21 protein-coding genes are annotated in these 23,966 nt (G+C 46.1%); 15 read left to right on the top strand and 6 right to left on the bottom strand.

Going from position 1 to position 23,966, the window contains the following annotated elements; translation table 11 throughout:
- The first annotated feature begins 1 nt into the window (after window position 1).
- Together H4O21_RS03940 and H4O21_RS03935 are read left to right on the top strand one after the other, a co-directional pair.
- The gene (locus tag H4O21_RS03940; protein WP_220495491.1) at window positions 2-334 is read left to right on the top strand and encodes a hypothetical protein; all 333 of its coding nucleotides are present in this window, start codon (window positions 2-4) and stop codon (window positions 332-334) included.
- The gene (locus tag H4O21_RS03935; RefSeq protein WP_182807539.1) at window positions 327-1,442 is read left to right on the top strand and encodes an ImmA/IrrE family metallo-endopeptidase; all 1,116 of its coding nucleotides are present in this window, start codon (window positions 327-329) and stop codon (window positions 1,440-1,442) included. Before H4O21_RS03940 ends, H4O21_RS03935 begins: the two co-directional genes overlap by 8 nt.
- Before the next feature lie 110 nt (window positions 1,443-1,552).
- Here the strand turns inward: H4O21_RS03935 and H4O21_RS03930 are convergent, their stop codons facing one another.
- From H4O21_RS03930 to H4O21_RS03905, 6 genes are all read right to left on the bottom strand, one after another.
- Window positions 1,553-2,494 carry an alpha-glutamyl/putrescinyl thymine pyrophosphorylase clade 3 protein gene (locus H4O21_RS03930; RefSeq protein ID WP_182807538.1) on the bottom strand — a complete coding sequence of 314 codons (942 nt, stop codon included), beginning with the start codon at window positions 2,492-2,494 and terminating at the stop codon, window positions 1,553-1,555.
- A 1-nt stretch (window position 2,495) separates the two neighbouring features.
- Window positions 2,496-3,293, bottom strand: a complete 798-nt coding sequence (locus H4O21_RS03925; RefSeq protein ID WP_220495490.1) for a hypothetical protein — start codon at window positions 3,291-3,293, stop codon at window positions 2,496-2,498.
- Between the two features lie 24 nt (window positions 3,294-3,317).
- Window positions 3,318-3,662, bottom strand: coding sequence for a DUF4031 domain-containing protein (locus tag H4O21_RS26250; RefSeq protein ID WP_368737514.1), 345 nt, complete (start codon window positions 3,660-3,662; stop codon window positions 3,318-3,320).
- 25 nt (window positions 3,663-3,687) lie between these two features.
- Window positions 3,688-4,650 (bottom strand): thymidylate synthase, encoded by a 963-nt coding sequence (locus H4O21_RS03915; RefSeq protein WP_182807536.1) that lies wholly within the window; start codon window positions 4,648-4,650, stop codon window positions 3,688-3,690.
- 555 nt (window positions 4,651-5,205) lie between these two features.
- Window positions 5,206-6,588 (bottom strand): ABC1 kinase family protein, encoded by a 1,383-nt coding sequence (locus H4O21_RS03910; RefSeq protein ID WP_182807535.1) that lies wholly within the window; start codon window positions 6,586-6,588, stop codon window positions 5,206-5,208.
- Between the two features lie 43 nt (window positions 6,589-6,631).
- A complete protein-coding gene (locus tag H4O21_RS03905) occupies window positions 6,632-7,432 on the bottom strand; it encodes a glutathione peroxidase (protein WP_220495489.1) in 801 nt (266 codons plus the stop codon).
- A gap of 249 nt (window positions 7,433-7,681) precedes the next feature.
- Between H4O21_RS03905 and H4O21_RS03900 the strand changes: the two genes are divergently transcribed.
- The 13 genes from H4O21_RS03900 to H4O21_RS03840 all read left to right on the top strand — a co-directional run bounded on the left by H4O21_RS03900 (window position 7,682) and on the right by H4O21_RS03840 (window position 23,914).
- A complete protein-coding gene (locus H4O21_RS03900; RefSeq protein ID WP_182807534.1) occupies window positions 7,682-8,455 on the top strand; it encodes a DeoR/GlpR family DNA-binding transcription regulator in 774 nt (257 codons plus the stop codon).
- Window positions 8,452-9,636 (top strand): ABC transporter ATP-binding protein, encoded by a 1,185-nt coding sequence (locus H4O21_RS03895; protein ID WP_182807533.1) that lies wholly within the window; start codon window positions 8,452-8,454, stop codon window positions 9,634-9,636. Before H4O21_RS03900 ends, H4O21_RS03895 begins: the two co-directional genes overlap by 4 nt.
- On the top strand, window positions 9,626-10,903 hold the full coding sequence (locus tag H4O21_RS03890) for an ABC transporter substrate-binding protein (RefSeq protein ID WP_182807532.1): 1,278 nt from the start codon (window positions 9,626-9,628) through the stop codon (window positions 10,901-10,903). The genes H4O21_RS03895 and H4O21_RS03890 overlap by 11 nt, the downstream gene beginning before the upstream one ends.
- A gap of 104 nt (window positions 10,904-11,007) precedes the next feature.
- Window positions 11,008-11,910: a carbohydrate ABC transporter permease gene (locus H4O21_RS03885; RefSeq protein WP_182807531.1), complete on the top strand. Its 903-nt coding sequence runs from the start codon at window positions 11,008-11,010 to the stop codon at window positions 11,908-11,910.
- Window positions 11,911-11,956: 46 nt separating this feature from the next.
- Window positions 11,957-12,826 (top strand): carbohydrate ABC transporter permease, encoded by an 870-nt coding sequence (locus tag H4O21_RS03880; RefSeq protein WP_440590219.1) that lies wholly within the window; start codon window positions 11,957-11,959, stop codon window positions 12,824-12,826.
- A 92-nt stretch (window positions 12,827-12,918) separates the two neighbouring features.
- Window positions 12,919-13,851, top strand: coding sequence for an endonuclease/exonuclease/phosphatase family protein (locus H4O21_RS03875; protein WP_182807530.1), 933 nt, complete (start codon window positions 12,919-12,921; stop codon window positions 13,849-13,851).
- A gap of 149 nt (window positions 13,852-14,000) precedes the next feature.
- A complete protein-coding gene (locus H4O21_RS03870) occupies window positions 14,001-14,789 on the top strand; it encodes an HAD family hydrolase (protein ID WP_182807529.1) in 789 nt (262 codons plus the stop codon).
- A 194-nt stretch (window positions 14,790-14,983) separates the two neighbouring features.
- Window positions 14,984-15,856: a UTP--glucose-1-phosphate uridylyltransferase gene (locus H4O21_RS03865; RefSeq protein WP_182807528.1), complete on the top strand. Its 873-nt coding sequence runs from the start codon at window positions 14,984-14,986 to the stop codon at window positions 15,854-15,856.
- Between the two features lie 122 nt (window positions 15,857-15,978).
- A complete protein-coding gene (gene pgi / locus H4O21_RS03860) occupies window positions 15,979-17,676 on the top strand; it encodes a glucose-6-phosphate isomerase (RefSeq protein ID WP_182807527.1) in 1,698 nt (565 codons plus the stop codon).
- A gap of 67 nt (window positions 17,677-17,743) precedes the next feature.
- Window positions 17,744-19,057, top strand: a complete 1,314-nt coding sequence (locus H4O21_RS03855) for a nucleotide sugar dehydrogenase (RefSeq protein ID WP_182807526.1) — start codon at window positions 17,744-17,746, stop codon at window positions 19,055-19,057.
- A 313-nt stretch (window positions 19,058-19,370) separates the two neighbouring features.
- The gene (gene rfaD / locus H4O21_RS03850) at window positions 19,371-20,339 is read left to right on the top strand and encodes an ADP-glyceromanno-heptose 6-epimerase (protein WP_182807525.1); all 969 of its coding nucleotides are present in this window, start codon (window positions 19,371-19,373) and stop codon (window positions 20,337-20,339) included.
- On the top strand, window positions 20,336-21,505 hold the full coding sequence (locus tag H4O21_RS03845; protein ID WP_182807524.1) for a nucleotide sugar dehydrogenase: 1,170 nt from the start codon (window positions 20,336-20,338) through the stop codon (window positions 21,503-21,505). The genes rfaD and H4O21_RS03845 overlap by 4 nt, the downstream gene beginning before the upstream one ends.
- A gap of 297 nt (window positions 21,506-21,802) precedes the next feature.
- Window positions 21,803-23,914: a 7TM diverse intracellular signaling domain-containing protein gene (locus H4O21_RS03840; RefSeq protein ID WP_182807523.1), complete on the top strand. Its 2,112-nt coding sequence runs from the start codon at window positions 21,803-21,805 to the stop codon at window positions 23,912-23,914.
- Window positions 23,915-23,966 lie beyond the last annotated feature (52 nt).

Below are 23,966 nucleotides of genomic sequence, written 5' to 3'. Positions count from 1 at the left end.
TTTGGAGCTAAGATTTGAGGACGAAGAGCTTCGAGAGCTCTGCATACATGAGCATCGAGCCCAAGATCATTTTGGTACTGCTTTGTCAAATAAACTTAAAAGATGGCTTGCCGATTTATCTGCGGCAACAGACTTTTCTGATCTATTTGAGTTACCAGGCATGTCAAAAGCACTGGATAATGAAACTAATGGTAGAATAGAGATAACTCTTATGAATCAAAATAAATTAGTACTCGTTTGTGGACATGCAACCCCTCCTAAAAATGCAGACGGTACGACTAATTGGAGTAAAGTTCATAGAGTTAAGCTATTAAGGATAGAGAGTCATGGATAATTTACAAAGCTTTCGTCCTGAGTGGGCTTGCCCTCCTGGTGAGACCATTAAAGAATTCTTAGAAGAAAGAGATTGGTCGATCGAGTATTTTGCTCACAGCATTAGAAAATCTGTAATCGATACAGAGAGCTTAATAAAAGGATCATTGGAAATAAATGATGATCTTGCGTGCCTGTTATCTAAGACCCTAGGAGCTCCGTCAAAGTTTTGGATATCTCGGGAAACGCAATATAGGCTATCTCTTAAACAAATAAAAAAAAATGAAGAATGGCTTAATCAATTACCTATAAGCGATATGATCAAACGTGGCTGGTTTGATAGAAAATTTAGTAAGAAAGAAAAACTTACAGCTTGTCTTAATTTTTTCGACGTAACATCGGTATCAGACTGGTATGATATTTATATTAATAAAACCAATGTAACAGCATTCAGACAGTCCACAGCATATAGTATTAATGACATAGCAACGATTACCTGGCTAAGAAAAGGCGAGATAGATTCTAATTCAATTCATTGCTCAGCATGGAATAAAAAAAGATTTAAAGAAAGCTTACCAGAAATCAAAAAACTGAGCTGCCAAAAAGAACCCTCAAAATTTATACCAGAGATGCGCAGAATCTGTGCTGATAGTGGTGTAGCTCTTGTTGTTGCAAGAGAACCTGAAGGCTGCAGAGCCAGTGGAGCAGTTCGATTTATTTCAGAAAATAAAGCTTTGATGATTCTTAGTTTTAGAGGCCTATCTGATGATCAGTTTTGGTTTTCCTTTTTTCATGAGGCAGGACATTTAGTTCTTCATGAAAGATATTTAAAAGAAAACAACAGCATATTAGTTGACAATGAAAACCAGCCTAATGCAAATAAAGAAATTGAAAAAGAGGCTAATGATTTTGCATTTGATACCTTAATCCCAAAAGAATATCAGGCTGAGTTTTCGAAGCTAAACCCACAAAGCAGTTATAGAGCTATTCTTAGTTTTTCTAAAACTTTAGGGATATCCCCAGGTATTGTTGTTGGTCAAATGCAACATTCAAACAAATGCAAGAAAAGTCATAACAATAAACTTAAAGAAAGATATTCTGAAGAACACATTAACCAACTAGTATTATAATAGGTTCTTCGACGTTGCGTGTGGATTTGATTTACTGGCTGATTATTTGCTCAGATTGGAATCATTTCAATAAATCCACACCTAACGTCGAGAAGCCTTATAGTATTAATTTAGCCCCTAAAGTGATTATACCTGTTAGGATTTTTTTGCCAATTACAAAGGGAGTCTTCCATTTCTTGCATTCCAATTCCTAAGAAATCAGCGAGCTGGATCAGTTTTTGATCAAGCTCTCTGGAAGAGAGGGTATTGAGGGAAGAATTTTTTGACCCAAAAAACAAAAGGCGAGCTCCATCAAGAGGACCCGAAGCCTCCCATAAATACGTAGAGTCTGCTTCAATATTAACAATGCCAAGTTTCGCTAGCATTGTTAAAAAATCAAATTTACCTGTACGCCCAAATCTAAGCACATCCATATTATTATACAGCCAACGAAACATAGATCGAGGGTTACCTCCTGTATTTATACTAGCATTCTGAATTAGAGCTTCATGCCCACCTTCTCGCTGAACCCACTTTATATAGCTTTGAAGAACATTAGCTGTTGACACTCTAGATGATGAGTCTAAGGTTTCATATTTTCTATGATTACCAAATCGTCCAGTTGAAGATCTATCAAAATGATCACTCATCCATTGTTCTATATAGTACTGATTATTACAAGCCCACTCCCAGCTCATAATATTTTTTCCTGACATTCCATATATATCCCGAGACAACTTCCACCCATCTATCGCATGCTTGCCACAATGAGTTGCTAAAAATACCAACCAACAGGCCTCATCAATATTTCCATCACTAAAGTGTAGTTTTGCTGCTTTTAGTGGATCAAACATTTCATCATTTGGATCCATACGACGATGGGAGTCATTTCGACTACCTATCTGAGAAGCAAACTCTACTCTCCGAATACTATCAATAATTTGATAAACAAATACATCTAATTGCTGGTCATGTAAAATACCAGGCAAAGGCTCGTGGCGATCATGAAACTCCATAATCCTAGAACTTAATGAATTAAAGAGTTCACGATTCCTCCCTGTCAGCTTCTTCACTTTACCGTCCTATTTCTTTTGAAACCCACAATTCAATAGACTTTTTTACACCTTTGGTAACACCAAAGCTACTTTGTAAATTATGATTAAAACCTAAAACAATTATCTCTTTTTCCAAATCAACACTAAGAATTCTGTTTAACTTCCCTATATATGAGTAACCAGCAATGCCATTACCTTTTTTACGAGGTAGTTCCCAATCAGGCATAACTTCCTTATCAAACCTAACATCACTTATATATTCTAAATGATTAATTACCGACTGACCATTCAAAACCAAAAACCTTATATCATTACCTCTCAATATATAGCCTAGTACATCCCCCGAAACTTCTAACAACTTACTTCGCTGCACATGAGAAAGTTTAGCCCATTTCTTTTCAGTAACAAATGGAACTAAATCTAAATGAACCAAATCAGAAAACATTCCATAATAAGTATGACCGTTTTCTAAAAAAAGTTTTTCAAGAACATTGAACCATGCATCATATGGATTATGATTAAAGTAATCATTACAAGAACAAAGTATTAAATCTATATGCTCGTCATTTATTTCATGCCAATTTTCAATATTTAATGATGTTAAAGTATGAAATCGACGATTTACTCCTGTAAGCTCTATACCTTTCGAATCTACATACTCTAGATTGCTTGGATTCAAACCTAATGTTGCAACTTTTGCGCAAGAAATATCCCCAAATGAAACAATTGGTGCTGCCCATGGAATGACAGATGTTTCTTTCAAATTATATTTATCAATCCTAGAGATTAATTCCGATATAATTTCTATAGAGTCCATACATCCAAAAGCTCCCATTATTAGTTATAAAAGCAGAGATAATTGTTGAACATGAACACCACACATCTCTTCCTTCATTTTACGAGCACATCTTATGATTTCTTTCCGAGACCCTTCTATTGCCCCCATTCGTAAAGCAATTTCACGGGTTTCGATTGTAATATCATAATGAGGGTAAGAGGCGTTTGGCTGAAACCAAGCTCTTTTCAGACCCAATATCCTAGCAAAATCATGTAACTCATCTGTAGAGTCAGCTACAAGATGGCACCATTTTCTACCCCTCCATGGAATCCTGACATTATCGACATATACGGCCAAAGCTAAGCACCTTAAACTTACTAAAGTATAGTTCAAATATATTACGTCCACTGAAGAAAAATCAAGCAATTTAAAGTTACTCTGATAGAAAGCTATGAATTTTATCCCTCACATACAGCTTCAAGTAATCATTACTTATTGTATCAACACATCCAGGCAGCAGCTCACTTTTTTTGTTCTTTATATATTTAAACACAACCAACAATCTACATATATCTTTCCAGTATTCATGTAATTCCTCTGGGATATTAAGACTGCAGCTTGATACTCTCAATTTTTCTTCAAATGACAATACTACCTTAATAGCTTCCCAAGGATCTGAATCTGGCATTGCATCCATTTCGATCTGATCATGAAACCCTTCAGACAAGTATTGCTCTGCAGCATCAACATTTCTTTCATAAAGATGCAAACTACCTACAAAATGCTGATATTCACCAATATCACAACCTATAGATTTTGCAATAATCTCCTGAATCATTGTGAATGAAAATATGTCATGCGGCAATCCTAAATGTATATCATTTGATCTCATATAAGTAATCATATGCAGCCTACCATTTCTAATAGCAAACTGAAAAAGGCAGGTACATGGTATTGAGCTATAATTCCCAGCTAAATCACTCCCATCAAATATTTGTACAACAGCCCTTCTTGAAGAAGACTTTCTCTTTAAAGTTTCTATAACATTATCGATTTGATTTATATTATTATACTTAAAAAGCCTATCACCATAACCGCTTCTAACTAAGACACCATCATCTGATTCTTCTTCGTACTTACTAAGGTAGTATTGAATAAATTCTAACTTGCTCTCCCCTGACAAATACCACAGCAACTCTCCCAATGCACTGAGCACTTTGCCTCTAGACTCACTACGACTTAGCCTAGCTCGAGGATTTTTAAGAACAATACTGACACCAAAAAGCTCTCGCATCTGCCCTCTACTAGGATTGAGCTTACTTCCACAACATAGAACCTTCTTCGTGACCTTATTAAGCAAATCATCTAAAGTATCTTCTTCAAAGTACTCCGGCATACGTCTCTCACATCTAGATAGCTAAAACCACTTATAATATTAAAAAAACACAATAAATATTCATCATCATAATAAAACCTACCACCTTCTATTTACAGACTATTTCTTCCAAATATTTCCCCAATCCATTCATACCAAACAACCATGAAAAATCAAAAAACCACTCTCACTCTTAAATCAATTTACCATTCTATAGCAGGTATACTTTCAACATTGCAAAATTTGGCCTAAAATACTCATCAACTTAATCTAATAATCAAAAAAGCTTTTGGCCCAAGGTGATTTTTACTATCCATCAAGTACTAATCATTCACTTTCTTCGTTATTTTAAATTATTCTTTCACCATTATAACTATTTCATGGAAAACCAAATAAAAATAACAAGACATTAACTCAAAAGCATTCCAAACCCTATATAAAAAATATTATGCAATATAAAAAGTCAATTACAACCAATTACAGAAATAATATTTTTTCTTAATTAGAGACCCAAAGTGCATTAAAAATAGATACTCCTCGACGTTAAGTGTGTGTTATAGCAAAATGAACGCTTTTTCAGAGAGGGTAGAAAATGGATGGCAACAAGTTTTTTTCACTATTCAGCTCAACGTCGGCACAATAAGGTTCAAATACAGCACGAATATCCACACATGCGCGCAATTTTGTCGCCATCAGATACAACCCACCCATTTTTCGATGCAGAAAAATCACTTCCGGTGGCGGTGTGTGCCAGGCACTGGGGTCACGGCTAATGCCCATTCCCTTGTCCCGGATACGCTGAGCCAGATCCGAGCGGGCGAAATCATAAGGGCCATCGTGTCGTAACGGCTCAGCAGCCATCATCAGAATCGACAGGATAATCTCCAGATTCTGCTCCGTCTGCGCCTGTTCAAAAAAACCAAGCTGCTCCAGAGCCGATAACAGTTTATCTTTATCTTCATTCTGAGCAGCAACAATGGCAGCTTTGTAAGTCGCCACAAACTCTGGGGGATAACGACACAGCGCCCCCAGGTCCAGCAATACCAGCTTTTGTGTGCCTTCTTCCAGTTGATAATTGGCCAGGTTAGGGTCAGTCTGGACACAATGAAAGGTCAGTAACTCAGCAAAGAAAAGCTCAAACAGCTGAGTCATCACCCGATTTGCCAGCGCTCTGTCATTCATCACGGCCAATTCCAGTGGCTGACCGTGAATAAAGTCCATACACAGAATCTCTTCGGTTGATAACTCAGGATAAAAGCCCGGCACCACACAGTGTTCAAACTGACTCAGGCTGTTCAGATATTGCTGGTAGTCCTGCAGGTTCTGACCTTCCTGTTGATAATTGGCTTCCTGATGTAACTGATAACGGGCTTCCTGTAACACAGGCTCCAGATCCAGTTCTTTGGGCAGAATGCCACTGAACTTCAGTAAGCCATATACATTATCCAGATCGCTATCAATGCTCTGACGCACACCGGGATACTGCACTTTAATCGCCAGCTCATGACCTTTCTTATCAACCGCTTTATGTACCTGACCAATAGATGCCGCGGCCATCGGCTGAAAAGAGAAACGTTTAAACCGCTGATCCCAGCCTTCGCCCCAGTTCCGGTTCAGGGACGCAATCAGCTGACTGGGCGGCATCGTCACAGCATCAGAGCGCAAACGATCCAGAATCTCCGCCAGCTCCCGAGGCAACACCGTACCGGCATCCATTGAAATCAGCTGTCCCATTTTCATCGCCGCACCACGCATACTGGCCAGTTTGTCTGCCACATGGGACAGGTTAGTGGTGTTCAATAGCAGATCATTCAGTTCCGGTTTCTGACCTTTGAGCAGGTGACGCCCGGTCTCCACCGCGACATTACCGGCAATACGACTGGCCAGACCGCCTAAATGCATCATGCGAGACAAACGGCTGCTGGGTACCGGGGCACTTTTTCCGGTTTCACGGGACATAGCTCATCCTTTTCTGGTTGGTCGGGTTATCTGACTATTACGGTTAAAAGCCAGCACCATAAGAGCCATAGCCATAAGAGTCAGCACCATCAATATAGGTATTACGGGACAGCTGATGGCCCTGAGTACCAGGCAAATACCGACTGATCATATTAAGCAGTTCAGGATGTTCTGGCTCGATATGGCTTCGGAAACTGGCCAGCACTTTGCCATCGGGAGCAATCAGGTACTTATGAAAATTCCAGCCCGGCGGCTCACCGGCTGCCTGTGCCAGCTGACGATAAAAATCTGTGGCCCTGTGTCCGGTCACTTCTGTTTTACTGAACATAGGGAAACTGACGCCATATGCCACTTCACAGAAGTTTCTGATCTGCTGATCATCACCCGGTTCCTGACCTGCAAAATTATTGGCCGGGAAACCTAACACCACCAGCCCCTGATCTTTATACGCCTGCCAGAGTTTTTCCAGCCCCTTATATTGCGGGGTATAGGCGCATTTACTGGCAGTATTCACTACCAGAATAAGCTTGCCAGAGTACTCGCAAAGGCTTTGATAGTCCGATTTATCCAGTTTTCTGAACTCATGCCTTAATATCTTCGGACAGGTTTGCTCCTGCGTATACTGAGCACCAGCAAAAACCAGTGCCTTATCTGCCCCTATCAGCGATAACAAACGACTTTCGTTCGAAGCCTGTATTTGATTTGCCTTAGCCAGCAGCAGTGTCTCTGACTCAGCCAGAACAGAGTGAACAGGGAGTATCATCAGTGCCAGCAGAGTAATAAAAATGACTGATGTGCGATGAAATAAAAAATGTCGAAGCAGATTTATGTCAGAAAATAGCATGTGACAGACCTCCTGATACAAGCGGGATTAACAGCTGAATGATGATAGCGATGCCTATACTGAATAATAAGTACGGGAAAAACCTGTAATCAGAGCAAGGAGGCCCGGGTAAAGACAACAAGGGTGCAGATTATTTTATCAATCGATCACATTCATAAAACTGACTTCTGTTTTTCACATTAAGCACACAAAACCTTCACACGAACATTGAATAATTTCGTTCGAAACCTGATAGCGGGATCGAACGAAATGCAATTATCTGAACGACAACACGCCATTCTGAAATTATTACGTCAGGGCGCCGGGACATTGTCCAGCGGTGATCTGACTCACCGGTTTGATGTATCGGTACAAACCATCCGTAAAGATCTGAATGAACTCAGTGATCAGGGACTGGTTAAACGGGTACATGGCGGAATTACACTGCCTGTGCAGTCCCACAATCTGTCGTTCAGTAATCGCCAGGTGATTAATCTGGAAGCGAAGAAATGTATTGCCCGAAAGGTGGCCGAAGCTATTCCGGAGGGGGCCAGTGTCTTTCTCGGGATCGGCACGACGCCTCAGCAAATTGCACGGGAGCTGGTACATCACAACAGTCTGACCGTGGTAACCAATAACCTGAATGCGGCCCTGGTGCTGTGCCAGAACGATAACATTGACACCTATCTGGCCGGAGGCCGTATTCGTCCTTCCGATCAGGATCTGATGGGCGAAGATACCACTCAGTTCCTGCGTAAATTCCAGGTCAACTACGGCATTTTCGGTGTTGGCGGCCTGGCAGAAAACGGCGCTCTGCTGGATTTCTCCCCGGAAGAATCCCATATCTCTGCCGCTATTATGGGGAATTGCGAACAACGCATTCTGGTAGCCGATAAAAGTAAATACCTGCGCAGCGCTCCGATCCGTACCGGTCAGATGACAGATATTGATCGCTTCTATATTGATGAATTACCTGAAGCTCTGGCGCCCGCCTGTGAAGCCGCTGGTGTGGATATCATTGAATGCGGAGGGTGTCTGGTATGAGTTTCTTATCTGTACGTCAGTTAACCAAAGCCTGGCGCGATACCCGGACTTCTGCTCACTCTGATAGTCCTTTTGTTAAAGCAGTGGATGACATCAGTTTTGATGTGGCAGAGGGTGAATTTATCGCCCTGTTAGGTCCGTCAGGTTGTGGTAAATCCACCACCCTTAAAATGCTGGCGGGTCTGGAAACGCCTACCGCAGGGCAGATTCTGCTGAATGGACGAGATATTACCCACCTGCCACCGGGCAAACGCCGGTTATCTATGGTGTTTCAGTCCTATGCTCTGTTCCCTCATCTGAGTGTGAAAGACAATATTCTGTTTGGTCTGCAGGCCCGGAAAGTGGCCAGACAAGAGCAGCATAAACGCCTGATGGAAGTACTGGAACTGGTGGATCTGCAGGAGCAGGTGCATAAAAAGCCAGGCCAGCTATCCGGTGGTCAGTGTCAGCGTGTGGCTCTGGCCCGGGCCATTGTCTCCCAGGCACCGCTCTGCCTGATGGATGAGCCATTATCCAATCTGGATGCCCGTCTGCGTAATGAGATGCGCTGTGAAATTCGTGCTCTGCAGAAAAAGCTCGGCCTGACGGTTATTTACGTCACCCATGATCAGATCGAAGCGATGAGCATGGCCGATCGGATTGTTCTGTTAAATCAGGGCCGGATTGAGCAGATGGGAGCACCTCACCAGCTGTACACGCAACCGGAAACGACCTTTGCTGCCAGCTTTATCGGCCACCCTCCGATGAACCTGCTGACTCTGCAACAGGATGTTCTGGGTATCCGCCCGGAGCAGATCCGGGTGCTGGGTACTACAGATAACGGGGTGCCGCCGGAAGATTGTTTATCTTCTGCTGATCAGGCTATAGCAACCAGCCTGCCTGTTGATCAGGTTGCAGAAACCTCTCTGACTTCAGATCTGATTCAGCATACGCTGCCGGTCATTAACTGCGATTACCACGGGGCAGATACTCAGATCTGCCTGGATTTTAATGGTCAGGTGCTGAAGCTCAGCCTGGCCGGACATCATGTGCTCAGTCCGGGACACCGGTTAACGGTGGGCTGGAAAGCTGAACACGAACATCGTTTTTCTTCGAAGACAGGCCAGCGTCTGGCCACGTCCTCCGTTCCACGTCACTCACTCTCAAAAGAGACTAAAAAGGATACTTCCCATGTTGCGTAAAAAGAGTCTGCTGGCTGGTGTACTGGCTGCAGGATTATCGGCATTCGCTCAGGCAAAAACAGATCTGACTATGTACTACCCGGTGGCGGTAGGCGGTCCGTTAACGAAAGTCGTTGACGGTATGATCGAGGCGTTCGAAAAACAGAACCCGGATATTGACGTTACTGCGATCTATGCCGGTAACTACAACGATGCCCGTGTTAAAGCGCTGGCAGCACTGAAAAGCGGTAAACCTGCTCAGCTATCGGTGATGTTCTCTATTGATGTGCACGAGCTGATGGATCTGGACGCTATTGTGCCTTTCGATGAAGTGGTCTCTTCTGATCAGGATCGCCAGTGGCTGAACAGCTTCTATCCGGCTCTGATGGAAAACGGCAAGGTAGCAGGGAAAACCTGGGGGGTGCCTTTCCAGCGTTCAACCATCGTCATGTACTACAACAAGGATATGTTCCGCACCGCGGGTCTGGACCCGGAACAACCGCCTGAAAGCTGGGATGAGCTGGTCAGCATGGGTAAAAAGCTGACGAAAAAAAGTGGTAGCGGTAAGGTTGAACAATGGGGTGCGATGATCCCATCCACCGGTTATCCCTACTGGATGTTTGGTGCGCTGACCAAACAGAATGGCCAGGTGCTGATGAATCAGGCCGGTAACCAGACCTACTTTAATGATCCGGCGGTCGTTGATGCACTGAAATACTGGCAGTCTCTGGGCAACGATCACCAGATTATGCCCAAAGGCACCATTGAGTGGGGCACGCTGCGCCAGAACTTCCTGGATCAGAAAACCGCTATTATGTGGCACTCCACCGGTAACCTGACGGCAGTGAAGAAAAATGCCGCATTTGATTTTGGAGTCGCTAAGCTGCCAGCACAGAAAGAGCTGGGTTCTCCAACCGGTGGCGGTAATTTCTACCTGTTCAAAAAATCCTCTCCTGAAGAGCGCAAAGCAGCTCTGAAACTGGTTAAGTTTATGACCTCTCCGGAACAGGCCGCAAACTGGAGTATCGCTACGGGTTATATGGGCGTCAGCCAGGATGCTTATAACACTTCAGAGCTGTCCGCTTATGTCCAGCAGTTCCCTCCCGCTGCAGTAGCACGGGATCAGCTGCAACACGCCACCGCTGAACTATCGACTCATCAGGCTGGTCGTGTGCGTAAGCTGCTGGATGATGCGATTCAGGCCACGCTGTCTGGCCAGAAATCGGCTGAAGATGCTCTGAACTCTGCTCAGAAGCAGGCAGACCGTATTCTGAAGCGTTATCGCTGATCAACAGGGTCTGATATCAGGGCTGGCCTGCTCCATCGGCACAGCCCTGAATAATTTCCCGAAGTTTATTATTTCCCTGAATCGCTATAAGTCAGGAATTATCTATGACGTCAGCCGCTCTTAAACCCGGACTGTTCAGACCCAATCTGGTGCGCCAGGCTCAGGCCTGGTTACTGCTATTACCTGCTCTGATCTTTTTACTGGCCTTTACCCATCTGCCCACGGTCAGCACAGTGTGGAACAGTTTTTTTTCTACCAGTGCCGGTACTCCTGTTGATTTTTCAACCGAAAATTATCAGTTTCTGCTGGAAGATGAAGTGTTCTGTCAGGTACTGGATAACAGCTTCTGGTATGCCGTTGTTACGGTACCTGCCTCAATGGCACTGGCGTTAGCGATGGCGTTATGGGTGAATAGCAAACTGTCCGGTAAGGCCGCTCTTCGACTGGCTTATTTCACCCCGACTATTCTGCCAATGATCTCGGTGGCTAATATCTGGCTGTTTTTCTACAGCCCGGAAATTGGCCTGTTTAATCAGATTCTGGAATGGTTTGGCAGTGATGGTTATAACTGGCTGGGCGATCCTGATCTGAGCCTGCCCAGTCTGATGGTCATGACGATCTGGAAAGAAGCAGGCTTCTTTATGATCTTTTATCTGGCTGCGCTGCAGGCCATCAGCCCGGAACTGTACCAGGCAGCCGAAATCGAAGGTGCCAGCCGTTTCAGAATGCTGCGCAGAATTACGCTGCCTCTGTTAATGCCCACCACTTTATTTGTCCTGGTCAATGCCATTCTGAACGCCTTCAAGCTGGTGGATCATCTGTTTATTCTGACGAAAGGCGGCCCGAATAATGCCAGTAATCTGCTGCTGTATTACATCTACGAAAATGCCTTCAGCTTCTTTGATACCGCTTATGCCGCTGCGCTTACGGTCGTGCTGTTAATGATTCTGGTCGTGCTGGCACTGCTTCAGTTCGGTGTACTGGAACGCCGGGTTCATTATCGATAAGCAAGTAATTGAAAGAGAACAGTCGTAAAAATGGCGGGGAATCATTATGAATAAATCAATGGATACATCTCTGAATCCGATACCCGGAGAAGGTATCAAAGCCGGTCTGATTCGTCTGGCGGAATGGCTGTCTGCCATCATGGCCTGGTTGCTGGCACTGATCTGGATCTTTCCGCTGTTATACGCATTCTGGGCGGCTTTTCATCCAGGTGAATTCGCCACGCGTTTTGACCTGAATGCCCCCCTGACTCTGGAACATTTTTACTCTGCCTGGCAGCAGGCGCCTTTTATGGCGTATATGTTTAACACTATGGTGATTACCGGCCTGATTCTGATCTGTCAGCTGGCTCTTTGTACACTGGCCGGTTATGCCCTGGCCCGCATTGAGTTCCGGGGACGGGCCATTGTCTTTGCCCTGATTCTGATGCAGCTGATGGTAGTGCCAGAGATCCTGATTGTAGAAAACTACCAGACCCTGGCCAGTCTGAATGCAATCGATACTTATATCGGCGTCGGCCTGCCCTATCTGGCCAGTGCTTTTGGTATTTTTCTGTTACGCCAGACCTTTAAAACCGTGCCCCAGGAACTGGAAGATGCGGCACGAATTGAAGGCTGCTCAGAGCTGCAGATTATCCGCAAAGTCTACGTGCCTTTAGCCAAACCGACTTATCTGGCCTTTGCTCTGGTATCGGTCAGTTATCACTGGAATAACTTTTTATGGCCTCTGGTGGTCACTAACACAGAAAACAGTCGCCCGCTCACCGTCGGCATGGCTATCTTTGGGGCCCCGGAATCCGGCGTGGACTGGCCGGTTATTTGTGCTGGCACCCTGATCTCTGTTGGTCCGTTGCTGGTGCTGTTTTTACTGTTCCAGAAACAGTTCGTGCAATCCTTTATGCGGGCAGGTATCAAATAGCCTGGCCAGACTGAATGAACGTGCAGATTATGTAGATTTAGCGGATTATTCTGTCCAGGCTATGAAGAGATTATCGAATAGAGGAAGATGTGATGCAGGTTGTCAGCTGGAATATTCAGGCGACTCTGGGATGCGATGGTGTTTTTTCGGTACAGCGGATTGTCGATACCTTAAAGCAGTGGCCACAGGCTGATGTGATCTGTTTACAGGAAGTGGCACGTTTTTTTCCGGAACATGGCCATAATGATCAACTGGCATTATTTTGTCAGGCCTTCCCGGAATACAGCCCGGTCTGGGGGGCCGCATTAAGCTGGCCATTGGCTGAAGCACCACCACCATCGGATCAAACCACCACATCGGATCAAACCAGCACATCGGACCAAACCGCTGCAACGGCTCTTCCAGTCCGGCGAGAGTTTGGCAATCTGACTCTGGTTCGCTCTGAAAAACTGGCAGATTATCGGGTGCATGTATTGCCCTCTCCGGCACTTGACGGTATCTGGCAGATGCCCCGCTGTGCCGTAGAAACCCTGGTGTGCTACCAGAATGAAGATGGCTCTGATGGTGTTGTCAGAATCATTAATACTCACCTGGCATTCCATCATCAGGGTGAACGCCGACAGCAAATTGATGCCTTAAACCAGATCCGCTACCAGGCTGAACTGAAACGGGAATCGGAACCCGCCCGGGATACTCATGGCTGTTACCTGCCGGCACCGGAAACAGCCGAGGTGCTGTTATGCGGTGATCTGAACCTGGCCGTGGAAGGCGAAGATTACGACTGGCTGACCAATGATCTTGGCTGGCATGACTGCTGGGCGATGCTGAATGAAGAAACTCCTCACCTGCCGACCTGCGGCTGCCATGACCACAAGCAATGGCCAGAAGGTGAGCACTGCCGGGATTTCTTCCTGTGTAATACCGAGTTTCTGATGAACCGGGCACTGAGTATTAAGAATCTGGTAGTAGACACTCAAACCGATGCCTCAGACCATCAGCCCTTATGTCTGACACTGAGCGCCTGATGCAGAGTGCCTGACACTGTGAGTACGATCCGGCTTCGGGCACCATCACCGGCTTCAGGTACCCTACTCGAAAAACCTGGCCCGGCTTGTATGCCGGGTCAGACATCATTGAATTTTTATCTGTCATCACTGTTAAGGATAACCTGTATATGAATGCGGTTTCTGTCCAGCCTCTCCCTGATCAACTGGATATTGCGGTCAAAGTTCTGTTTACCGATGTGGATGATACGCTGACCTGGCAGGGACAGCTGCCTCTGGAAACCTTCCAGGCGATGTCCCGCCTGCAGCAAGCTGGTATTCAGGTTATTCCGGTTACCGGAGCCTGTGGTGGCTGGTGTGATTGCATGATACGTACCTGGCCTGTCACCACCGTTATCGGAGAAAATGGCAGTTTCTGGATGACTCAGGACAGCCTGGGGCATGTACAAACGTCATTTCGTTATCCGGAGGCAGTCAGGGCAAAAAACCGGACCACTCTGCTCAGACTGGGCCAGCAATTATCAGAGCACTTTCCCGATGTGGGTTATACCCTTGATCAGCCATACCGCCTGACCGATATGGCTTTTGACATAGGCCAGCAGGCCGAGGTGCCGGCAGAAACAGCGATCAAAGCGACACAATGGCTGACCGATCAGGGCATATCCGCCAGGCTCAGTTCTATTCATATCAACGCATGGCTGGGAGACTACAGTAAAGCAGATACCGCCCTGCACTGGTTACAACAACAATCTGATCTGCACCCCGGACAATGCGCTTTTATCGGAGATTCTCCGAATGATGAAGCGATGTTTGAACACTTCGATCACACTTTTGGCGTGGGTAATATTCGCCGTTTTTTACCCGATCTGAAATACAGCCCGCGCTTTATTACCGCCAGCTCTGGTGGCTATGGCTTTGCCGAACTGGCGGAAGTGCTGCTCAACAGTCAGGCAACATAATCGGAACATTTCTGACATCCTGACAAAATTTTTTCCGTAATCCGGCGTCAGAAGATCAGGGTATTCAGCTCTGACAACATATCGGCAATTTTTTCACATCTTTTCGCTGAAAATAGTCCCTCAGCGCATTCAGGACTGCCGATCAGCATAGCCTTGGTGTACTATTGCACCAGACGAACAGTAAGAGCGGAAAAATGACGGTCTCAGACAATCAGTTAAATAAGGTGGTTATCCCTGTCGCGGGTCTGGGAACCCGTTTACTGCCTATCAGTAAGTCAATTCCTAAAGAAATGGTACCGGTTGTTGATCGTCCAGTGATCCAGCATGTGGTAGAAGAAGCACTGGCTGCAGGCCTGAATGAAATTATTCTGGTGACTCGCTCTGGCAAATCGGCCATTGAAGACCATTTTGTCCCTCATTTCGAGCTGGAAACGCTGCTGGAAGAAAAGGGTAAACAAGCGATTCTGGACACCCTTAAAGCTATAGCACCACCTGAACTGAAAATTACCAGCGTTCGTCAGGATCAGGCTCTGGGACTGGGGCATGCGGTTTATAGCGCATCTCACCTGATTGCAGAAGATGAGGCATTCGCAGTGATTCTGCCGGATGTTCTGGTTAAAAATCAGCCTTCAGATCTGCAGGCCAATGACCTCCGGCAGATGTGTCAGCGTTTTGCAGAAACCCGTTCAGCGCAGATTATGGTTGAGCAGGTTGCGCTGGAACGCGTCAATCAGTATGGCATTGTCGATTGCTCCGGGCTGGAACCTGCTGCCGGTGAAAGTGTAGCGATGATATCTGTGATAGAAAAGCCATCACCATCGGAAGCTCCCAGCCGTCTGTCCGTTATTGGCCGCTATATTCTTCCCGGAAGTATTATGTCTGTACTGGCTGAAACTCCACCGGGTGCCGGGGGCGAAATCCAGCTGACCGATGCCATTGATCAGCTGATTGCCAATGGCCATAGTGTTCAGGCTTACCGGATGAAAGGCCGGACATTTGATTGCGGCTATATCGAAGGCTGGCTGAAAGCCAATCAGCAACTGGCCTCAGAAGCAGGGTTAATCTGACTCTGCGGCCACTCCTGCAGATTCACTCATTTCAGAAGCCGGAACCTGTTCAGCCGTGAAATAGCAGGTATCCGGTCAGATAACCGCTCGTAATAACCGGTGACCAGGAATATTTCAGCGATATGATATCGGATACGGAATCATTATATACCTCCCTGCCCTTTGACCAGAGCAGCAGTTTTAAACAGCTTAATACCCTGGCTGAAGCCGCTCCGGATCTGGCAGAGCTGTTCCGGCAGCATCCTTTACGTGGACAAATGTTTTGCAGCCACATCGATGGCCTGACGCTGGATTACAGTAAGCAGCGACTGGACGATAAGATTCTGAAAACGCTGATTCAGATGGCTGAAGAGCGCCAGCTGCCCGAAAAAATCAAACATCTGTTCACAGGCCAGCCTGTTAACCACAGCGAACAGAGAGCGGCATTGCATACGGCACTGCGTACACCAGAACAGGCTGGCCCTGATCACCTGCAACCGGATGACAGCCGTATCCTGCCGGAAGTCCATCGACAACTGGACAAAATGGCCGGACTGGTGGATCGGATTCAGTCTGGCATCTGGCGAGGTTGTACCGGGCGTAAAATCACAGATGTGGTCAATCTGGGTGTTGGTGGCAGTGATCTTGGCCCTCTGATGGTGACCCATGCTCTGCGTGAATATGCTCAGACCTCAGCATTAAAAGTCCACTTTGCTTCAACGATTGATGGCAGTCAGTTATTCGAACTGCTGAGTCATCTGAATGCTGAAACCACGCTGTTTATTGTCTCATCCAAATCATTCACGACCATAGATACACTGTCCAACGCCGATACCGTACGCGCCTGGTTACGCCAGTTCTGTCACAATGACGCCCTGATGTATCGATGTCATTTCATTGGAGTCTCGGCCAGTGCTGAGAAAATGACTCAATGGGGTATTCCGATTGAAAACCAGTTACATTTCTGGTCCTGGGTCGGCGGACGTTTCTCGCTGTGGTCTGCTATTGGTCTGCCTATTGCGCTGGCATTAGGCATGAAAACCTTCAGAGCTCTGCTGCTGGGCGCTCATAAAATGGACTGCCACTTTTCTCAGGCCCCTCTGGATAATAATATCCCTGTACTGATGGCGCTTTGCGGTATATGGAATGTTAACTTCCTGAAAATCCATGCTCACGCTATTTTACCTTATGATGGCCGTCTGAAGTTCTTTCCCTCCTATCTGGAACAACTGGAGATGGAGAGCAATGGTAAATCGGTACTGCAGTCCGGCGAAGCGATCAGCTATGAGACTTGCCCGGTGCTTTGGGGAGAAGTCGGAGCCAACGCACAGCACGCATTTTATCAGCTGCTGCATCAGGGCACCCATGCCGTCGCATCTGATTTTATTCTGGCCGCACGCCGCTATGATAGTATTCAGGGCAGTGCACATTATGCTTCCATGCTGGCTCAGCATGAACTGAATATTTCGAATTGCCTGGCACAATCCCGGGTACTGGCGTTTGGCAATCATGCCGTTGAGCCTTCCGATAACCCGTATCGCCATTATCCGGGCAATCAGCCATCATCAACCTTATTACTGGATCACCTCAATCCGGAATCCCTGGGTGCTCTGATTGCAGCATATGAGCATAAAGTGTATGCCCAGGCGGTTATCTGGGGCATTAATCCGTTTGACCAGTGGGGTGTTGAGCTGGGTAAAATCGTGGCATTGCAACTACAGCCCGCACTCTCTGGTGCAGTGGCTGAAAATGATAGCCCGAACCATCTGGACAGCTCGACACAGGCTCTGTCCCGACAAATCAGCCAGGTCAGACAGTTATCCAGTGATAAGCAGGCATGATCACAATAATCAGCAGACATATCAGTCAGACAATGGCAATCACAGCAGTAATCAAAGGATCGCAGGCATGAGTGTACTGGTGACAGGCGATGATATCGTGGCCTGGACAAAAGCAACGGTACTGGCATCCACAGGCTGTCAGACCTGGTTGAGCACCACAGGTCATCAGGATCTGTCCGGAGAACCTGGTCTTAAGCGTATGCTCGACGAGGAAAGTCGCAGCGGGCGCTTACAAATACTCCGAAACCCATACAGTACGACGGTACCTGACCCACTTTCCAATCAGGCGATTCGCCTGCTGATCTACGCACGCAATACTGAGAATTTTGACCAACTGCAGGAAGACTGTCTGGTCTTTGCCCGTCAACAGGCTGCTTTGCAAAACAGCCCTGTTATTATCGCGCTGACCCATCCGGTACTGGTTGGCACTACGGATCGTTTGCAGCTGACTCTGAATAAAGCCCTGCCTGATCAGGTATGTGTTGTCTACTGGCCAGGTTTTATTCAATCGGGACGTGCAATTGAAAGCTTCTCCCGACCAGAACGTATTATTCTGGGCAGCCAGCATAATGATGCGACTGATTATCTGAGACGTCTGCTAACGCCTTTCAATCGCAGTAAAGACACCCTGATTGTTATGCAGCCCAAAGAAGCGGAGCTGACTAAGGTCGCCATTAACGGCATGCTGGCCACACGCATCAGTTTTATGAATGAACTGGCAGGTTTTGCAGATGCTATGGATATTGATATTGAGCCGGTGCGGCACGGTATCGGTTCTGATTCCCGTATTGGCTTCCAGTACCTTTATCCGGGGTGTGGTTTCGGTGGCCAGGCCTTTATGAATACCCTGGAGCAACTGGTACAGAATCTGGGCAGCGGTTTTCAGTCCGGTCTTCTGGGCAGTGTCTGTGACATTAACGAACAGCAAAAAGATCTGTTATTCCGTAAATTCTGGCGCTATTTTGATGCCGATGTACAGGGTAAAAAAGTCGCTATCTGGGGTTGCTCATTCAAACCCGGTACTGCCAGCATTTATGGCAGCCCGGCGGTTGTACTGGTTCAGTCATTACTGACACATGGTGTCAGAGTCAGCCTGTATGATCCGGTTGCTCTGGACTCTATGCGCACGCACTTTACAGATCAAGCCTTGCCTGAAGGAACTGATATTGAATACTGTAATTCCCCCTGGCAAGCTGCGGAACAGGCTGATGCCGTCATGCTGGTGACGGAGTGGAAAGAGTTCTGGAATCTGGACTTGTATCGCCTGGCCGGGTCCATGAATACGCCTCTGCTGCTGGATGGTCGTAATATATTTAATCCGGATGAGGCTGAAGCTGCCGGGCTGACCTTTTCAGGTATCGGGCGAGGCAAAACGCTTTAGCCGGTGTCGGATAGCCCTGAGCTGATATAAAATACCAGACACAAACTAAGCCTCTGAACAAAAGCTCGCGATTTCGGGCTTGAGCCCTGATGATGGGACAGACGTCCTCAACAAGTGGCCATACACCATAACATAGCGTTTGCTCAGAGCAACAATGCATGACCCCATTCATCTGGCTATGCAGCGTACAGCCAGACTCATTTAACGCATTGATACTTTTTGATGACATCCCGTAAAGCCGCTCACCTGCTTCGGATAATAATCTGCAGCAGGAGAAAAGCCGGGATCACTGAATGATTTCCGAGGTTTCTGAATGATCGTAGTCACAGGCGGTGCTGGCTTCATTGGCAGCAATATTGTTAAGTCTTTGAATGAACAGGGACGTACGGATATTCTGGTTGTGGATAACCTGAGTGATGGCCGCAAATTTTATAACATCAGCGATTGTGATATTGCGGATTATATGGACAAGGACGATTTTCTGAGCCAGGTACAAAACACCCCGGAATCATTACCTGACATTGAAGTTATCTTTCATGAAGGAGCCTGTTCATCCACAACAGAGTGGGATGGACGCTTCATGATGCACAATAACTATGATTACTCCAAAGCCCTGCTGCATTTCTGTCTGGGCAGAAAAATTCCTTTTCTTTATGCCTCCAGTGCTTCTGTCTATGGCGGTAGTGATGTCTTTAAAGAAGCTCGGGAGTTTGAAAAACCTCTGAATGTATACGGCTACTCTAAGTGGCAGTTTGATCAGTATGTTCGCAGTATTGAACATACCTTTGAAAGCCAGGTCACAGGTTTTCGCTATTTCAATGTTTACGGCCCTCGTGAACAGCATAAAGGCTCAATGGCCTCTGTCGCGTTCCACTTTAACAATCAGCTGAAAGAATCTGGTGTATGTAAACTTTTTGGTGGCACCGATGGTTATGCTGATGGTGAACAGCGCCGGGACTTTGTATTCGTGCAGGATCTGGTTAAAGTCAAACTCTGGTTCTGGCAGAATCCGGATAAAAGTGGCATCTTCAATCTGGGTACCGGCCGTTGCCAGAGCTTTAATGACGTTGCCGATGCCGTACTGGCCTGGCACAACAATAGTGGTCAATCTGGCCATAAAGAATATATTCCTTTCCCTGAACACCTGAAAGGGGCTTACCAGAGCTTTACCGAAGCCGATATCTCTGCTCTGAGAGAGGCGGGCTATGATCAGCCATTTGCCACAGTAGCTGAAGGCGTCCGACAATATCTGGACTGGCTGAACCGGGAGTCTGCAGTATGAAGATAGCTATTGCTGGTACAGGCTACGTTGGTCTGTCTAATGCGTTATTGCTGGCCCAGCACAATGAGGTTATTGCACTGGATGTGCTGTCTGAAAAAGTAGATCTGCTTAATCAGCAGCAATCTCCCATTGCCGATCCGGAAATTGAGTATTTTCTGGCCAATGAAGCCCTCAGCTTTCAGGCTACATTAGATAAACAGCAAGCCTATGCTGAAGCAGATTTTGTGATCATAGCCACGCCGACAGACTATGACCCGGAAACCAACTACTTTAATACCAGAAGTGTTGAGTCTGTTATTCAGGATGTTATCGCAATCAACCCTGATGCAGTCATGGTGATTAAATCCACTATTCCCGTTGGTTTTACAGCGTCAGCCAGAGAAAAATATCAGACCAGTAATCTGATGTTCTCTCCCGAGTTCCTGCGCGAAGGTCAGGCGCTGTACGACAACCTGTATCCATCCCGCATCGTGGTCGGTGAACAATCGGAACGGGCCCGGCAGTTCGCCACATTGCTGCAACAAGGCGCCAGAAAAACAGATATTCCAACACTGTTCACTGATTCCACAGAAGCAGAAGCTATTAAACTGTTTGCGAATACATTTCTGGCAATGCGGGTTGCTTTCTTTAATGAGCTGGATACCTATGCTGAAACCCATCAACTGGATTCCCGACAAATTATTGAGGGCATAGGGCTTGATCCCCGTATCGGTTCCCACTACAACAATCCCTCTTTTGGATATGGAGGTTACTGCCTGCCAAAAGATACTAAGCAGCTACTGGCCAACTACGAATCTGTGCCTAACAACCTGATTCAGGCGATTGTAGACGCCAATAGTACCCGGAAAGATTTCATTGCCGACTCTATTATTCGCAAAAAGCCTGAAGTTGTCGGTGTATACAGACTGGTCATGAAAGCTGGCTCAGATAATTTCAGAGCATCAGCTATTCAGGGGGTGATTGAGCGCATTAAAGCAGTCGGTATCGAAGTCATTATTTATGAACCGGCAGCCCACGAAAATCGTTTCCTTAATTCTGAAGTTTTGTCCGATCTGGCCGACTTTAAACAAAGGGCTGATGTCATTGTGGCAAACAGAATGACAGATGATCTGCTGGATATCTCTGAAAGAGTATATACCCGGGATCTGTTTGGCGGGGACAGCTGAGAAGATTAAACATAACTCAATGCTGTCTCACTGAATGCCTTTACTCCGTAGTGGGCTATTTCCAATCCACTACGGAAATCATCCATTTATGAATCAGAACATTATTTTCTGGTATTTTTGTGTTATCCCTTAAGATATCATGAGCCTTCAGATATTTCCTGCATCCCTTTGAGTCTGCTATAACTGATAGGTACCGGCTTTGTTCGGTGCTGTATATAAGTCATTGAATATCCTGCCAGGTAAGGCGTATTTTTCACGGGGCTTCGGAAAAGCGCGGAGTTTGAAAATAGAGACCGTATGAAACCAGAACTACTCAGATGGGCACTACTAACCCTGGTCATGTGCCCATTGCTGCTATTTGCCCGTGAACCTCTGGTACTGGACAGAACATCTGGACCTTATCTGTTAAATAGTCATATCTCCATCTTCAAGGATAGTAAAGGCTCACTTACTATAAGAGAAATCGCAGGAGCAGCGGGACAACAACTGTTTGAACGCAATAGCATTCGTATGGCTGATTCAGATATGTACAGCTCCGTTCACTGGATTAAAGCAGAACTGATCAATCCCGATAGTAAGGATAAAGAACTGATACTGGAAGTAGGCTATCCATTTTATGATCAGGTGGAGTTGTATCTGTTTGATGCTAATGGACAGGGTCTGAGCCGGAAGGTCAATGCCAACTATCCGGTTTATAAACGTGAACTCTCCAGCAGACATTTCCTGTTCAGACTGGATATTCCAGCCAGGCAGTACGTTACAGCTTATCTGCGCCTGAAAACCAAAGGTTTTATGCCCATGCCAATCAGGTTATGGCAGCCCGAACAGTTGCTGAGCAAACTGAACCTTGAGCAGTATATTTATGGCCTCTTCTATGGTGTACTGGCTCTGTTAATTACCTATAACTTCCTGGTTCTGGTCAACAGCTGGGATAAGATTTATCTGTACTATATCGCCAGTATGGCATGCCTTGTCGCCATTATTATGTCTATCGATGGTTTTGCCTTTGAGTTTATCTGGAGATACTACCCGTCTCTTTCGGATAAAAGCCTGCCATTTTTCCTGTTTGCAGGCGTAATAGGCTTTTCATTGCTCGGCCGTCGCTTTCTTGGCACACGCAGAAATACCCCTATTATTGATTATGTACTGATCGCTATTATGTCCATTGCCGCCACGGGAGCTTTTCTGTCTCTGCTATTACCGTACGACATTATGGTACCTTTCGGAATGGGAATTGCGTTTGTATGTGCAGTAACCAGCCTGATCACCGGAGCGGTCAGCCTGAACCGCGCGGTATTCTCCGTTCAGTACTACCTGATGAGCTGGATGTTACTGGTTCTGGGAATATTTTACTTTGTCCTTCAGGAAATGGGCTTTATTCCCAGTAACTTTTACACCGAATATTCCGCTTATATCGGGGCCTCTTTCGGCGGCATGATTATGTCACTGGGTATCGCCGATCGCATGCGAATGCTGGAAAGAGAAAACCTGCTGGCCCAGAGTGTCATGGAGACCCGTCAGAAATTCTCCAACACCTTCGAAAAATTTGTTCCTAAACAGTTTATCAGCCGAAAAAAAGCCCATGACTTTGAAGAGATCAGCCTGGGGAACTTTGACAGCGGCAATATCACCATTCTTTTCAGTGATGTCCGTGCTTTTACGGAACTATCCGAGCTGATGACACCGGATGAAGTGTTCCGTTTTCTGAACTCTTACCTGTCTCGTATGGAACCACCAATACAGAAGCATGGTGGCTTTGTGGATAAGTTTATCGGTGATGCCATAATGGCTCTGTTCGAACTGGATAGTGAGCGTAAAAGTGCTCACTCAGCTATTCTGGCCGCTATTGATATGCAACGTGCTCTGGTCCTCTATAACAAACATCGACGAAAAGTGTCCTATCCGCCGATTCAGACTGGCATAGGTATCCATAGCGGTGAGGTAATGATAGGTACGGTAGGCAGTGCTGAACGCATGGATTTTACCGCTATCGGTAATGCCGTGAATATTTCTTCCCGACTGGAAGGTTTGACGAAATACTATGGTGCCAGAATTATTGTCAGCCGTGACACAATGGACCTTCTGGAAGATCGGGATATTTTCAAACACCGTATTCTGGACTGGCTGCGGGTAAAAGGGAAAAAAGAGCCGGTTGAAATCTATGAAATTCTGGAAAATGATCCGGTCAAAGTGCAGGAAGCCAAGATTAAAGCAGAGACCTATATTGCTCATGGTTTATCATATCGCCACCAGAAAGACTTTGAGAGTGCTGTAAAGTGGTTCAAAAAAGGCGCTCTGATGTTCCCTAAAGATCAGGCACTGAAATTCCACTATCAGACCTGCGCCCGTTTACTCAGTAAAAAAGTGGCTCGCAACTGGGATGGCGCCATTGATATGGACCAGAAATAGTATTTCTGCTTTCTCCGGCCCTCTCTGAAACAAGAGTAAAAAGAGATCACCA

The organism is Oceanospirillum sediminis, from assembly GCF_014164585.1.
Classification (GTDB): Bacteria; Pseudomonadota; Gammaproteobacteria; order Pseudomonadales; family Halomonadaceae; genus Oceanospirillum; species Oceanospirillum sediminis.
Note: the sequence above shows the minus strand (reverse complement) of the source record. Positions and strands in the feature narration are given on the sequence as shown.